Source organism: Pedococcus soli (assembly GCF_054782575.1).
The window spans coordinates 62,608-75,253 of record NZ_BAAGSF010000001.1 but is presented as its reverse complement, the minus strand read 5'-3'; the positions used below and the strand labels follow the sequence as shown (position 1 = coordinate 75,253).

Here is a 12,646-nt window from a genome sequence, read left to right as displayed (position 1 = left end):
GATGGGTGCCAGCCGCGCGGACGTCGAGCGCGCCTACGAGGACAACAAGCTCGCCCAGGTGCTCTACCACGACTGGGAGGCGCAGACCTACGACGACAAGTGGTCGATCTCGTTCGACGAGCGCTGCACCGCCTACGCCCGTGACCGCTTCGAGGCGGTCACGGGCCTGCCGGACCCACTGCCCTACGCCAAGGCGCTCGAGCTCGGCGCGGGCACGGGGTTCTTCTCCCTCAACCTCAAGCAGGCCGGCATCGTCGACGAGGTCCACGTCACCGACCTGTCGCCGGGCATGGTCGAGGCGGCCAAGGCCAACGCCGAGAAGCTGGGGTTCGCCGTCGAGGGACGCGTGGCCGATGCCGAACGGATTCCCTACGACGACAACACCTTCGACGTCGTGGTGGGTCACGCGGTGATCCACCACATCCCCGACGTCGAGGCGGCGTTCGCCGAGATGCTGCGGGTGCTGAAGCCGGGAGGACGGTTCGTCGTCGCCGGTGAGCCGACCCGCATCGGTGACTGGTACGCCCGGCGACTCGGGCGGGTCACCTGGCACGCGACCAAGGCCGTCACCGCGCTGCCGCCGCTGCGCGACACCTGGGCCAGGGACGCCGAGGAGCTCGACGAGTCCTCGCGGGCGGCGGCCCTCGAGGCGGTCGTGGACCTGCACACCTTCGACCCCGACGAGCTCGCCCGGACGGCGCTGCGCGCGGGCGCCGTCGAGGTGCGCACCCGCACCGAGGAGCTGACCGCGGCGTTCCTGGGGTGGCCGGTGCGGACCTTCGAGGCCGCCGTCCGACCGGGCGCGCTCGGGTGGGGCTGGGCGATGTTCGCCTACGGCTCGTGGCGTCGCCTGTCGGCGGTCGACCGGGTGCTCGCCCGGGCCGTGCCGGCCAGGTTCTTCTACAACGTCGGCATCACCGGCGTGAAGCCCGGCTGAGGTGGACGCGGCCGACGCCGACATGTCGCCCGTCGACCACGGCCGAGGGGGCGAGCGCGCCGACCGTGGACCGTGGGGTGTGCCCCGACCGCTCCTGTGGCTGCGGTGGGTCGGCTGGGCCCTGTCCCACCGGGCGTTCACGCGGCACCACCTCCTGAGCTACCTGCGGATGGCCCGGGCCAGCGCCCGCTACCCGTCGCTGCGGTTCGAGGGACCGTGCTTCATCGGCCCGGACGTGCGGTTCGAGGTGCGCGAGGGGTACGCCCGCGTCGTCGTCGGCGCCTACACGCACTTCGGTGCGCACGCGAGGGTCCGGGCCCACGAGGGGACGCTGCGCATCGGCGCGAAGTCCGTGATCGGCATACGCAACACCGTGAACTGCTGGCTGGACGTCTCCATCGGCGATGCCTGCCTCCTCGGTGACGACGTCTACGTCTGCGACTTCGACCACGTCACCGAACGCCTCGACGTGCCGATCAAGGACCAGGGCATCGTCAAGTCGCCCGTCCGCATCGGTGACGACGTGTGGATCGGCACCAAGGTCGTCGTCACGCGCGGGACCCGGATCGGTGACCACAGCGTCGTCGCCGCCTCGGCCGTCGCGCGGGGCAGCTACCCCGAGCACTCCGTCGTCGCCGGGGTCCCGGGCCGTGTGGTCCGGACCCGCGCCTGAGCCGTGGACGCGTCCGGGGGAAGTCTGACCTGACTGGCCGCGGCCCTTGAGAAACGGTTGAGATTTCCCGGGCAGGCTGGGAGGCCAACGACCTGACGACCAGGAGTCCTCATGCCCAGCAGCATCTTCGGCCTGCCCGCCCACCCCCTGATCGTGCACGCCGTCGTGGTCCTCGTGCCGCTGGCCGCACTGCTCCTCGGTGCGTCCGCCGTCTCGCCGAGGTTCCGGCACTGGGCCCGGTACGCGTCGCCGGCGACCGCCCTCCTCGGGCTCCTCATGGTGCCTCTGGCGACGAGCAGCGGTGAGAACCTGGAGCGCAACGTCCAGGGGTCCGCCCTGCTGCGCGAGCACACCGAGCTCGGCGACACGCTGCTGCCGTTCATGATCGGGGTGACCGTGCTCGCGTTCGCCCTCGCCTGGCTGGAGCTGCGGGGCACCCGTGGTGAGGGTTCGGCCTCGGCGGCCCGGTCGACCTCTCCCGCCGTCGTGCGGGTCGTCGCCGTGCTCGCCGTGGTGGCCGCAGTCGGGACCCTCGTCCAGGTCGGGCGGATCGGGCACAGCGGGGCGAAGTCGGTGTGGAGCCAGACGTCCACCTCCGGCGGTGGCTCGGACGAGGGCGCACCGGCGCGCTGACGCACTGCCATGCTGGACGACATGGGTGACGTGTCGAGCACCGAGCTGCTCCTGGTCGAGGACGACCGCGGCCTGCGGACCCTGCTCGTGCGGCTCTTCGAGGGCGAGGGGTATGCCGTGCAGGCCGTCCCGGACGTGCAGTCCGGCCTGCACGCGGCCCTGACCGGTTCGCACGCGGTCATGGTGGTGGACCGCCGACTCCCGGACGGGGACGGCGTCGACCTCATCACGCGGCTGCGCAGGCAGGGACTGGCCACACCGGTGCTCGTCCTCACCGCGCACGGCACGGTCCGCGACCGCGTGGAGGGTCTGGACGGGGGAGCCGACGACTACCTCGTGAAGCCGTTCGACTCCGCCGAGCTGCTGGCCCGCGTGCGGTCCCTGCTGCGCCGCCACCTCGACGACGTGGCCGTCTCCCTCCCCCTGGGGACCGCTCGGCTGGATACCGCGACGAACGCCGTCGTGCTCGCGGACCAGACCTCGGTCGAGCTCTCACCGGCCGAGGGGGCGTTCCTGGCCCAGCTGGCCCGGCGCCCCACCCGGGTGTTCTCCCGTGACGAGCTGCGCGACTCCCTCGCCCCGGGCACCACGAGCCTGTCCCTCGTGGACACCTACGTGTACGCCATCCGCCGCAAGCTGGGCAGGGACGTCATCCGGACCGTGCGCGGGGTCGGCTACCGCGCCGGCGAGCTGGGCCGCGGGTGAGCACCGACCCGTTCGACCGAGCCCGACGGGTCATCGCGGTCCAGGCGCTCGCCGGCGTCGTGGCGGGGGTCCTCGTGGCCGGCCTCGCGACCGTCGGCCTCGTGCTGGTCGGTCAGCACCGCGAGGTGCAGTCGCAGCTGTCGTCCCTGCTGGCCGTCCCCGACGCGCAGGCCGTCCCCGGCGGCACCTGGGTGGTCAGCGTCGATGCCTCCGGTCGGCGCACCGCCTCCGTGGGTGCCCCCGGGTCGCTGCCCACGGAGGACGACCTCGCGCAGGCCCGCGGCGGCACCAGGGTGGAGCGCGAGGCGTACGTCGAGGACGGCGAGTACCAGACGCGGACCAGGACCGTGGGCGGCACGGTCGTGCAGGCAGGGGTCGCCCTCGCTCCCTACGAGTCCGAGCGGCACCGGCTGCTCCTCGCCCTCGCCGTCGCCGGTGCTGCCGCGGCCCTCGTGGCCCTGGTCGCCGGTGGGCGGCTCGGTCGACGGGCCGTCGGGGTCTGGGACGACGCGCTGCTCAAGCAGCGACAGTTCATCGCCGACGCCAGCCACGAGCTGCGTACGCCGCTGGCCCGGCTCGCGCTGCGCGCCGACCTGCTCCACGACACGTTGCGCCACGACCCGCCGTCGTCCGAGCTCGCACCCGACGTCGATCTCCTTCGCCGTGAGGCCGCGGCGCTGGCCGACATCGTCGAGGACCTGCTGCACTCCGCCGAGGTGCACGCGTCGCCCGACGCGGGGGAGCTGGTCGACCTCACCGCCCTCGTCGACGAGGTCGTGACCCTCGACCACCAGCTCGCGGCCCGACGCGGCGTGGGGCTGCTGGCCGAGGTGGAGCCGGTGGCCCCTGTGCGGGGCGCGTTCCCCGCACTGCGCCGGGTGGTGGATGCGTTGGTGGACAACGCCCTCCACCACGCTGCCACCACGGTGACGGTGCGGCTGCGGGACGACGGAGACGACGTGGTCCTCACCGTTGCCGACGACGGCCCGGGCATCGACCCCGGCGCGGCGAGCGGCGTGTTCGAACGGTTCACCAAGGGGCCGTCGTCGCCGGGGTTCGGCATAGGGCTCGCCCTCGTGCGCGAGGTCGTCGACCGGCACGCGGGCACCGTCCGCCTGGTCCCGGGGGGCGTCGGGACGACCTTCGAGGTCCGGCTCCGAGCGGTGCCGCTCGAGACGGCACCCCTCGAGGTCACCGGCCCGGCGTGACCCTCGCGTCCACTGCCGGGAAGGTGCGGTCGTGGCGGGCCTGCCGGGCGGCTTCGACCGGCGCCCGGTCGTCGTGGTCCTCGACGAGCTGGGCGAGCCGGTGGAAGTCGACCCGGTGCTCGTCGGCGCGACGCAGGGCGTAGTCGACCGACTGGCCGCGGGACACGAGGAAGGCCCAGTCGCTCGACAGCGCGTTCCACAGGGTGAGCAGCAGCTGGTCGAGGTCCGGGCGGCGGTTCCCGAGCCGCCCCGCCGACCGCTCGCGGGCCACGAGGTCGAGCCAACGCCGTTGCAGCCAGGTGTTCTCGTGGGCGAGGTGAGCCACTGCTGGACCGTCCCACACGGAGAAGTCCTTTCCCGCGCCCCACGACCCCGCACCGAGGGCGAGCTCTCCCGCGACGTGCCCCGCGGCCAGGGCGTTCTGCAGCGTGTCCACGTGGATCCCGTTGTCCCGCAACGCCCGGATCGCCCGTCCCACGAACTGGGGCCCCTCGTGCCACCAGTGACCGAACAGCTCGGTGTCGTACGCCGCCACCACGAGCCCAGGGGCGCCCGTGGCCGTGAGCGCCTGCTCCAGCCGGCCCCGGACCGCCGTGACGAAGTGGCTGACGTCTCGGTCGAGCTGTGCGCTCGCGGCCTGCGGGTCGTACGTCGCCTTCGCGCCGTCCCCACCGTGTCCCACCGCCCAGAGCCGGATCCCCGTTCCGGGGTCGCGCGAGTGGAAGTCCCGGTAGGCCGCGGCGGCCGGGTAGCCGGTTCGCGAGGACCAGACGAGGTTGGTCACCTCCAGGTCCCGGGGGACCGCGACGACACGGGACCCCTCGACCCGCCACGCGGCGTGCGGGTGGCCGCCCGCGTCCCGGACGAGCTGCTCGTCGACGACGAAGTGACCGATCCCTGCGGCGTCGAAGACCGACGCCAGACCGGGCGTCCAGCCGCACTCGGGAGACCAGATCCCGCGTGGTCGCTGCCCGAGACGCCAGGTGCTGTCGGACAACCCTGCCTCCAGCGCCAGGGCGGCGACCTCGGGCAGCAGGAGCGGTAGGAAGGGGTGGGCCGGCGGCCCGCCGAGCAGCTCGACCACGCCGGTGTCACGCAGGGAGCGCAGGACGGGTGACCCACCGCCGCTCCAGCGCGTGGCGAGCAGCTCCTCGGCCCGGGCCGCCACGGCATACTCCCGGCTCGCCGCCGCGCGCCGAGAAGGGTCCGGGTCGAACCCCAGCTCACGGGCCCGTTGCTGCGCCAGACCCACCCACGTGCCGACGTCGCGTCGCATCCGCGGGTGGTCCAGCTGGGCGGCGAGGACCGGGGTGACGCCGAGCGTCAGGACGTCCCGATGTCCCTCCGCCGCAAGGGAGTCCAGCTCTGCGACGAGGGGGACGTAGGACTCGACCCACGCCTGGGACAACCACTCCTCGCCCAGCGGCCACACACCGTGACCCGGCAGCCACGGCAGGTGGGAGTGCAGGACGAGGCAGAACGTGCCCGGCACCGGTGAGGTCACGAGGGAGCAGTCTGCCGTACCCCTCGGGCGCGCCTGTGGTGGAGTGGTGCCGTGACGACGCCCCCCGCCAGCCGGCCGCAGCCGGGTGCCGCGCTCGCGGTCCCGCCGGGACCGGGGCTGCCGCAGGGGCTGCGCATCGACGCCGGGGAGCTCGTGGAGCGGTTCTCGAGGTCGTCCGGGCCCGGAGGGCAGGGCGTGAACACCACCGACAGCAGGGTCGAGCTCGAGTTCGACCCCTCGACGTCGGGGGCCGTGGCCGCGCTGCCAGAGCGCGTGCGGGAGCGTCTGGTGGAGCGGCTCGCCCCGCACCTCGTGGGTGGTCGGATCATCGTCGTCGCCTCCGAGCACCGCGCCCAGCGCCAGAACCGGGTCGCGGCCCGCAAGCGCCTCGTCGCCCTGATCCGCGAGGCCGCCGCCCCGGACCCGCCCCCACGTCGGGCCACCCGCCCCACGATGGGTTCGCGCCGTCGGCGGCTCGACTCCAAGAAGCGCCGGGGCCAGCTCAAGGCCGGGCGTCGCTCGACCGGCGACGGCTGAGCCGTCCGTCAGGGGTTGAGCACCGCCACGAGGTCGAGGCACGCGTCGTCGGCGGCCCCGAGGACGAAGTCGGCTGTCGTGGTCGTCGCCACGAGGTCGCGCAGCTCCTCACCCCATCCTTCGACCGGTGCAGCCAGGGCTTCGGCCAGGGACCCGTGCGCGGCCTCCCGGGCGCGCAGGCGCTCGCCGTGGTGCAGGCCGGCGACCCGCACCCCGCTGCCCGGCAGCCACGCCCGTAGCTCCTGCTCCAGCTCGAGGGCGTCGTACTCCCGCGAGTGGTAGGCGTTCGACGGTGCCTCGAGCCGACCCAGCCCGGGGGAGAAGGTGAGCCGGTTCGGGGTCGACAGCACCACCACACCACGGGGCGCAGCGACCCTCGCCAGCTCCCCGACGTACTCCCACGGCGTCCACAGGTGCTCCAGCACCTGGAGCGACACCACGAGGTCCGCCACGTCGTCCATGAGGGGGAGCGCGGTCAGTCCCGCCCGCACGTATGCCGCCTGCTCACCACCGTGGGTGCGCGCGGCGTGGGCCGCGGCGATGGCGTCGTAGTCGACCCCGACGACCCGGGCGCCGGGCCACGAGGCGCGAAGCACGGAGGCGCCGTACCCCTCACCGCAGCCGGCGTCGAGGACGATGCCCGGAGGCGAGGGCACCCAGCCCGGGAGGGCGGCATACGCGGCCTCGTGGCGCCTGAACCAGTAGTTCTCATGCCAGATTCCGGGGGAAGTGCGCTCGCCGGTGAGCGGAAGAGAAGGCCCTCTGACCTGCAAAAACGCCATTCGCGCTCCTACTGAGATAGACTAGGACGGTTCCGCACAGCGCACCTTGCAACGATAACTAACAGTCCCCGCGACCGGCTGGCACCGGCCACGGGGACCTAGGACGGACCTATCTAGGAGGCCCACCCATGCCCAACATCATGCCGACAGAGTTCGCCCCCTGGGCGACCGACTACGAACTGCACCTGAGCAGCGGGGGCGTGTCACCGAAGACCCGCGAGGTCTACACGCGGGCGGTGCGCCAGTTCTGCACCTACCTGGCCGAGAACCACCCGACCGTAACCGACCCATCTGCCGTTGAACGGCGTCACGTCAGTGGGTGGTTGGCCACACTCACTGAACAAGGTCGCGCGGCCTCGACCCGGAGTGTCCGACTCAAGGCCCTGTCCCTGTTCTGCGCCTGGCTGATCGCCGAAGGTGACTCAGGCATGACCCTCAACCCCTGCGACGGCGTCGACCGGCCGAAGGTCGTTGCCCCGGTCATCCCGATCCCCGACGATGAAGTCATCAGCAAGGTGCTGACGGGCTCCAACGGTCAGTCGTTCGTGGACCGCCGTGACCAAGCTCTTCTTCGACTGCTTGCCGACGCGGGACTACGCCGGTCCGAGGCAGTGGGGATCAATGTCGAGGACATCGATGTGGCGGGTCGACGGGCACTGGTGATGGGCAAGGGCGGCCGCCAGCGGGTCGTCGCGTTCTCGTCCAAGACAGCGCTGGCGGTTAGCAGGTACCTGCGCTCGCGGGGACGTCACGCGGGCGCGTCCTCGAGTGCACTTTTCCTCTCCACGCGGCGCTCTGACCGCCTCGGCTGGCGAATGACCGGCGGAGGTGTGGCCAACATGCTCGCCCGCCGCTGCGAGCATGTCGGGGTTGCCCCGATCCCCCCCCACGCCCTTCGGCACGCCGCGACGCACGCCCTGCTCGGCATGGGCGCGACGGAGCAGGATGTTGAGGAGCAGATGGGTTGGACCGGCGGCCAGATGGTGCGCCGCTACGGGGCCGCCCTGCGCCATGGTCGGGCACTCGACGCCTTCGACCGGTTGATGCCCGGCGACCGCCTGTAGGGCCGCCTGAGGCACCCCCAGCTTGGGGGTGCCCCACGCGGGGCGGCAGGCTTGCACTGTGCCCAACCCGCCTGAGTGGCTGACCGCTGCTGTCGCCGAGCACCGCGGCCGCGAACGGTGTGCCCAGGCTCAGACCGCCCTGCGGCCCTTCCTCAGCCGCCCACACGCCCTGCCGAAGGCCCGAGCCCTCGACATCGCCTGCCCGCGCTCCCACCGCCTCGCGCAGGTTCTCAGGACCCCCGACGGCTTGGTCTACGTTGCCCGCCAGATCGTGGACGTTCACTACGACGCCAAAGAGTTGGACCCCTTCGAGCCCGATGAGGACTTCCCGAACGCACGCGACCCGCACCAGGACCTTTATTCGTCGGGACACATCGAAGATGAAGGTGGAGTGCCAATTCTGACGACGCGCAGGATCCGGCGGACGGCCGTCGTGGACTTCCTCGTCGTGCCCACCATGTTCGCGCCTGAGTCTCCAGACGCGCTCCCAGCGCAGTGCTCGTGCCAGTCCTGGTGGCTCAGCGCGGCGACGTTGCTCGCCATGGTGCCAGCGCGAAGCTCGCGAAGTCGTGTGATCGCCACAGATGCCTTGCTCCTCGACGGATAGCGCTGTGCCGACTAGGCTTTGATCAAACTTCTCGCCCGCTCACCGTAGTTGCAGCGCTGTCGACCTTGGGGCACCGGCCATTCCCGAAGAGGGAGGGCTACCCATGCCCAGGTCCAGTACCCCATCTGAGCGGCGCCTCCAGGCGAAGCTGGCCGCGTACACCTCGTGGTCACGAACGGAAGATCCGAGTGCCCGCACGGGACCGGCTCGGCAGGCGGCGCTCGCTCGCTTTGAACGCGAGGTCGATCCTGACGGTGTTCTTGATCCCGTAGAGCTCGCTCGTCGGGCTGACCAAGCCAAGCGTGCGTACTTTGCTGGACTCGCGCTCAAGTCAGCACAGGCTCGCCGCAACCGAGCGGGCGAAAACCGTTGAACCAGAACGGGAGCGGCCCCCGCGAGTACGAGGGCCGCCGGAGTCTCCCCACCGCCAAGCAGTTCGACGCTGCCCAGCCTACCGACGTACGACGCTTCGCCACCGTCCTAGCTCGTCGCCGGCAAGAACGCGAAGCGCGAGTCCGTGAGGCCCAGGTACTCGTGGCCATGGACCGCCGACGCCGAGAAGAGGCCCGCCGCAGCCCTCCGCTGCGAAACGGCCAGCGCGACCCCCTCGGTCCAACGACAGACGGTGCAGCATGACCTCCCTGACGGTGGACGGTCCCCGCCCAGCGGTGGAGTGGATCACGTCGATGCCCTACCGCCTGACGGACGCCGAGTTCAGGGTGATGTTGCTGCTGGCCTGCGACTCCTTCGACGGCGTCACCACGGCCCCCGGCTACGACAACATCACGCAGTGGAGCGGTCTCCTACGTTCGTCAGTGGCGGCTGCGATCAGTCGACTCTGCGAGTCGACCGAGTCCCGACCCGCACTGCTGCGCAGGGTTGGAAAACGGCAACGGCACACAGTGTTCGCCTTCACTGGTCCGGTCACCCCAGACGACACGTCCTGTCCGGTGACGTCGGACGGGTGGTCAGACGTCTCGTCCGGGAAGACCGGACAAGTCCACCCGTCTGGTTCTGCCGGACGGGTGGCGGGCGACACGCCCGTGGACCCGTCCGGTGACGCCGGACGCACCCTTCCCAGTACTACCCGCGTGGTCACCACTCAGGCCACGGCCACCTGGGTGGGCCAGCGGACCTCATCGCCTGTCGCGTCCGTTCTTGGTCCCCTTCAAGGCGGCCTTGACGCGGAGATGGAGGTCTCAGCTCGCGAAGTCGGGTCACCAGAGGCACCCCTGTGTCCGGTCCGCCGCATGTACGTCTACGCCGTACCCGGCGAACGGCATGCCGTCATCCGTCTCACCGTCGACGAGGGACGCCAGTGGTTCCGTGACCGGGGCATCCACAGCATGTGGAGTCGCCGCTGGCGCGGCCACCAAGTACGTCAAGACCACCTTGCGGACATCACGGCCATGGCCATCCGCGAGGGCTGGTCGATCCGCCAGTACACCACCCAACCACCATCGAGGAGAACAACATGACCCGCTCAGAACGCCTTCAGGAACTGCGTGTCCTCCTGGGTGACCACAGCCTGCCTACCGCGTACGAGCGGATGGTGGACAACGGCGACGGCACCATGACGGTCGTCGAGGTCAACGAAGACGGCGTCACCCAACACCAAGCCATGTGGATGCCTCCCTTCACCGATGAGGAGAACGACGCGTGAGCGACCGAGACGAGCGATACCGCCAGCAGCGAGACCGCTACCGTGCCGCTCTGGTCGAGGTCACCGCGGCCGCCGTCGTCGGCGGCACGACGGCCACGACGGACTTCCTCCCACGCGAGCCTGGGCTCCTCGACGATGTCCTTCGTCGAGCACGAGAACTACGCGCGGAGGTGGACCGGCTGGCACGGCACCAGGCATGATGTGCGCAGGGAAGTGCTGACCACAGCCGCCCGGCCGGAGCCGCGAGCCGTTGAGCCGCGTGCATGGCGAATCTCATTCGCATGCACAGGAGTTCGACATGGCTACCACCATTTCCCGCACCGAGTTCGGCGGCAACGTCTTCCCGCCCGAGGTCGCCGATTTCATCGCCGACTCGATCATCGGCGGCGCACCATTCACCGCATCCCTGACCCGTCGCCCCTCACGCGGCAACCTCGCCATCCCCGTGGTCTCCGCAGTGAGCGGTCAGGGGTGGGTCGCCGAGGGCGCGGACATCCCCGACGTCGACCTCACCACGGGCTCGGAGGTCGTCGCCGTACGCAAGCTTGGAGGGATCGTCCTAATAACGAGGGAAGCTTTTGAAGATGCAACGTGGCCCATCGCCGACGAGGTGGCCCGCGTAGTCCAGGACGCCTTCAGCCACGACCTCGACCTCGGCTTGCTCGCAGGCACCGGGACCGGAGCCAACCCGCTCGGGGTCACCGGCCGGGCCGAGGAGGCGACCGGCGCAACTCTGGCAGCGGCGGTCGCGGCAGCGGTTTCCGACATCGGCGAATCGGGCGGGTGGGCCACCCACCTGGCTCTGTCACCCACGGCCGCGGCCACCGAGGCGGCGCGCGAGGGAGCGGACGGCCACCCGGTCTACCCGACCGGCATGGGATCCCTCCAGGGACTGACCGTCGTTCCCGTGCCCGGCCTGACCAACCCGCTGGTGTACGACGCCGGACGCATCTACGCCGTCGTCGCCCGCGACTTCCGTGTCGAGCGCTCGACCGACTATGCACCGGCCTTCAAGGGCGACAAGGTCGCACTCAAGATCACCGGACGGTTTGGCGCGGGTCTCCCGGTCCCAGCGAAGTCACTCCGACGGCTGACACTCGCCACCCCCTAACCGGGACTCACAACTTCGCGTCCTCGTCCACGGCATGGGGTTGGGCGCGAGGAGCCACGACCGGGCTTGTTCATGGGCCCGGTCGTGGCAGCGCACGAACTTCGGCAGTCACTGCCTCACGCGGAGACATGTACTGGAGTGCTACCGACGTGCCGTCCACGCAAAGAGGATGGATGTTCCCTAGCCTGAGACCATGTCGCAGACACCATCGTGGGCCGCTGGGGTCAACGCCCTACCCGTGGTGCAAGAGGAACTCCGTCGAGCCGAAGACTCTCTGGCGCAACGCTCGTCTTCCTTTGATTCCAAGGCCGGTGTCATCTTGGGCGCTGCGGGCGTCCTCGTCGGTCTGAAGGCGGGGGAAGTAACGGCACTCAGCCTGCTCAGTCAAGTGATCGCAGCATCAGCGGGTGGGGCCGCTGTACTGGCACTCTGGCCTCGGACTGGCGGCGCACTTTCTCCGATGAGGTTTCGAATGGCCTACATCAACCGCAGCACGATCGAAGCCGAACTCGTCGCGCTCGACACGCATCTCGTGATTCTCGAAGATGACGAGAAGCAGTTGCTCAAGAAGGGCCGAAGGTTCAAGGTGGCGGCAGTTCTGCTCGCGGCGGCAGTCTTCGTCGCCATGCTCGGGTCTATGGTGGAGTACGCGCAGGGTGACGGCTCGGGTGGGAAGGTTTGCGTGTCGCATGACAGTGAACGACGAACGGCCGGAGGTCCCTCCTCTGAACCCAGACCCAAGCCTCATCGACAATGTCGAGGGTGACACGCGCGCTAGGAACCGCACACGCGAACGCGCGGAAGAGATTCGCGGCAGTCGACAACCGGAGGAGTCCCCGTGAACGAGTCAGAGACGCCGAAGGCAAGCGACGCCCCAGCCCCCGAGCCGGCCCCGGTCCCTGAACTGCAGAACGACCCCGCCGTCGTAGTGACCGTGCTCAAGGGCAGTGGCGTACCCGACCCCGAGGGAACGGTCTACTTGACCGAGACAAAGGGCACTGACGAATAGCGCGTCCGACGCCCCTCAGCTGAAGCAATGGTGACTACCCGGCTCGCTCGTCGTCCGCCTTGGTGAAGAGGCTTTCCTGCCAGACGACTTCTGGATCTAGGACGAGCACGCCATCAACGACGTGCCCGAGGGGATAGCCCTTGTCGCAACTCATGAAGTAGTCCGCGCTGACCCGGACAGCCGCGCTCTGAACGGTCTTCCGGTCGAGGTGTC

General features: G+C 70.5%; 16 protein-coding genes. 14 read left to right on the top strand and 2 right to left on the bottom strand.

Annotated features, from left to right (window positions below):
• The first annotated feature begins 1 nt into the window (after window position 1).
• The 5 genes from ACYVKF_RS00360 to ACYVKF_RS00340 all read left to right on the top strand — a co-directional run bounded on the left by ACYVKF_RS00360 (window position 2) and on the right by ACYVKF_RS00340 (window position 4,156).
• Window positions 2-937 (top strand): class I SAM-dependent methyltransferase, encoded by a 936-nt coding sequence (locus ACYVKF_RS00360; RefSeq protein ID WP_056918795.1) that lies wholly within the window; start codon window positions 2-4, stop codon window positions 935-937.
• Between the two features lie 79 nt (window positions 938-1,016).
• A complete protein-coding gene (locus ACYVKF_RS00355; protein ID WP_460964004.1) occupies window positions 1,017-1,610 on the top strand; it encodes an acyltransferase in 594 nt (197 codons plus the stop codon).
• Window positions 1,611-1,721: 111 nt separating this feature from the next.
• Window positions 1,722-2,243 (top strand): DUF2231 domain-containing protein, encoded by a 522-nt coding sequence (locus ACYVKF_RS00350; protein ID WP_460964002.1) that lies wholly within the window; start codon window positions 1,722-1,724, stop codon window positions 2,241-2,243.
• 21 nt (window positions 2,244-2,264) lie between these two features.
• The gene (locus ACYVKF_RS00345; RefSeq protein WP_460964000.1) at window positions 2,265-2,948 is read left to right on the top strand and encodes a response regulator transcription factor; all 684 of its coding nucleotides are present in this window, start codon (window positions 2,265-2,267) and stop codon (window positions 2,946-2,948) included.
• Window positions 2,945-4,156, top strand: a complete 1,212-nt coding sequence (locus tag ACYVKF_RS00340; RefSeq protein ID WP_460963998.1) for a sensor histidine kinase — start codon at window positions 2,945-2,947, stop codon at window positions 4,154-4,156. Before ACYVKF_RS00345 ends, ACYVKF_RS00340 begins: the two co-directional genes overlap by 4 nt.
• Here the strand turns inward: ACYVKF_RS00340 and ACYVKF_RS00335 are convergent.
• Window positions 4,140-5,660 (bottom strand): 1,4-alpha-glucan branching protein domain-containing protein, encoded by a 1,521-nt coding sequence (locus ACYVKF_RS00335; protein WP_460963996.1) that lies wholly within the window; start codon window positions 5,658-5,660, stop codon window positions 4,140-4,142. The genes ACYVKF_RS00340 and ACYVKF_RS00335 overlap by 17 nt on opposite strands.
• 51 nt (window positions 5,661-5,711) lie before the next feature.
• Here ACYVKF_RS00335 and arfB point away from each other — a divergent pair, with 51 nt between their 5' ends.
• The gene (gene arfB / locus ACYVKF_RS00330; RefSeq protein WP_460963994.1) at window positions 5,712-6,197 is read left to right on the top strand and encodes an alternative ribosome rescue aminoacyl-tRNA hydrolase ArfB; all 486 of its coding nucleotides are present in this window, start codon (window positions 5,712-5,714) and stop codon (window positions 6,195-6,197) included.
• 8 nt (window positions 6,198-6,205) lie between these two features.
• Here the strand turns inward: arfB and ACYVKF_RS00325 are convergent, their stop codons facing one another.
• Window positions 6,206-6,979, bottom strand: coding sequence for a class I SAM-dependent methyltransferase (locus ACYVKF_RS00325; RefSeq protein WP_460963992.1), 774 nt, complete (start codon window positions 6,977-6,979; stop codon window positions 6,206-6,208).
• A 128-nt stretch (window positions 6,980-7,107) separates the two neighbouring features.
• On the opposite strand from ACYVKF_RS00325, the gene ACYVKF_RS00320 reads away from it, so the two are divergent.
• The 8 genes from ACYVKF_RS00320 to ACYVKF_RS00285 all read left to right on the top strand — a co-directional run bounded on the left by ACYVKF_RS00320 (window position 7,108) and on the right by ACYVKF_RS00285 (window position 12,433).
• On the top strand, window positions 7,108-8,043 hold the full coding sequence (locus ACYVKF_RS00320) for a tyrosine-type recombinase/integrase (protein WP_460963990.1): 936 nt from the start codon (window positions 7,108-7,110) through the stop codon (window positions 8,041-8,043).
• Window positions 8,044-8,101: 58 nt separating this feature from the next.
• Window positions 8,102-8,650 (top strand): hypothetical protein, encoded by a 549-nt coding sequence (locus tag ACYVKF_RS00315; RefSeq protein ID WP_460963988.1) that lies wholly within the window; start codon window positions 8,102-8,104, stop codon window positions 8,648-8,650.
• A gap of 632 nt (window positions 8,651-9,282) precedes the next feature.
• Window positions 9,283-10,128, top strand: coding sequence for a hypothetical protein (locus ACYVKF_RS00310; protein ID WP_460963986.1), 846 nt, complete (start codon window positions 9,283-9,285; stop codon window positions 10,126-10,128).
• Window positions 10,125-10,313, top strand: coding sequence for a hypothetical protein (locus ACYVKF_RS00305; protein WP_460963984.1), 189 nt, complete (start codon window positions 10,125-10,127; stop codon window positions 10,311-10,313). The genes ACYVKF_RS00310 and ACYVKF_RS00305 overlap by 4 nt, the downstream gene beginning before the upstream one ends.
• Window positions 10,310-10,513 carry a hypothetical protein gene (locus tag ACYVKF_RS00300; protein WP_460963982.1) on the top strand — a complete coding sequence of 68 codons (204 nt, stop codon included), beginning with the start codon at window positions 10,310-10,312 and terminating at the stop codon, window positions 10,511-10,513. Before ACYVKF_RS00305 ends, ACYVKF_RS00300 begins: the two co-directional genes overlap by 4 nt.
• A 98-nt stretch (window positions 10,514-10,611) precedes the next feature.
• Window positions 10,612-11,424, top strand: coding sequence for a phage major capsid protein (locus ACYVKF_RS00295; protein ID WP_460963980.1), 813 nt, complete (start codon window positions 10,612-10,614; stop codon window positions 11,422-11,424).
• A 193-nt stretch (window positions 11,425-11,617) separates the two neighbouring features.
• Window positions 11,618-12,190 (top strand): hypothetical protein, encoded by a 573-nt coding sequence (locus tag ACYVKF_RS00290; protein WP_460963978.1) that lies wholly within the window; start codon window positions 11,618-11,620, stop codon window positions 12,188-12,190.
• 72 nt (window positions 12,191-12,262) lie between these two features.
• On the top strand, window positions 12,263-12,433 hold the full coding sequence (locus tag ACYVKF_RS00285) for a hypothetical protein (RefSeq protein WP_460963976.1): 171 nt from the start codon (window positions 12,263-12,265) through the stop codon (window positions 12,431-12,433).
• The last annotated feature ends 213 nt before the right edge of the window (window positions 12,434-12,646 follow it).

Coding starts and splice junctions, on each gene's coding strand:
- ACYVKF_RS00360 (WP_056918795.1), top strand. CDS start 2: ATGGGTGCCAGCCGCGCGGACGTCGAGCGCGCCTACGAGGACAACAAG.
- ACYVKF_RS00350 (WP_460964002.1), top strand. CDS start 1,722: ATGCCCAGCAGCATCTTCGGCCTGCCCGCCCACCCCCTGATCGTGCAC.
- ACYVKF_RS00345 (WP_460964000.1), top strand. CDS start 2,265: ATGGGTGACGTGTCGAGCACCGAGCTGCTCCTGGTCGAGGACGACCGC.
- ACYVKF_RS00325 (WP_460963992.1), bottom strand. CDS start 6,979: ATGGCGTTTTTGCAGGTCAGAGGGCCTTCTCTTCCGCTCACCGGCGAG.
- ACYVKF_RS00320 (WP_460963990.1), top strand. CDS start 7,108: ATGCCCAACATCATGCCGACAGAGTTCGCCCCCTGGGCGACCGACTAC.
- ACYVKF_RS00310 (WP_460963986.1), top strand. CDS start 9,283: ATGACCTCCCTGACGGTGGACGGTCCCCGCCCAGCGGTGGAGTGGATC.
- ACYVKF_RS00305 (WP_460963984.1), top strand. CDS start 10,125: ATGACCCGCTCAGAACGCCTTCAGGAACTGCGTGTCCTCCTGGGTGAC.
- ACYVKF_RS00295 (WP_460963980.1), top strand. CDS start 10,612: ATGGCTACCACCATTTCCCGCACCGAGTTCGGCGGCAACGTCTTCCCG.
- ACYVKF_RS00290 (WP_460963978.1), top strand. CDS start 11,618: ATGTCGCAGACACCATCGTGGGCCGCTGGGGTCAACGCCCTACCCGTG.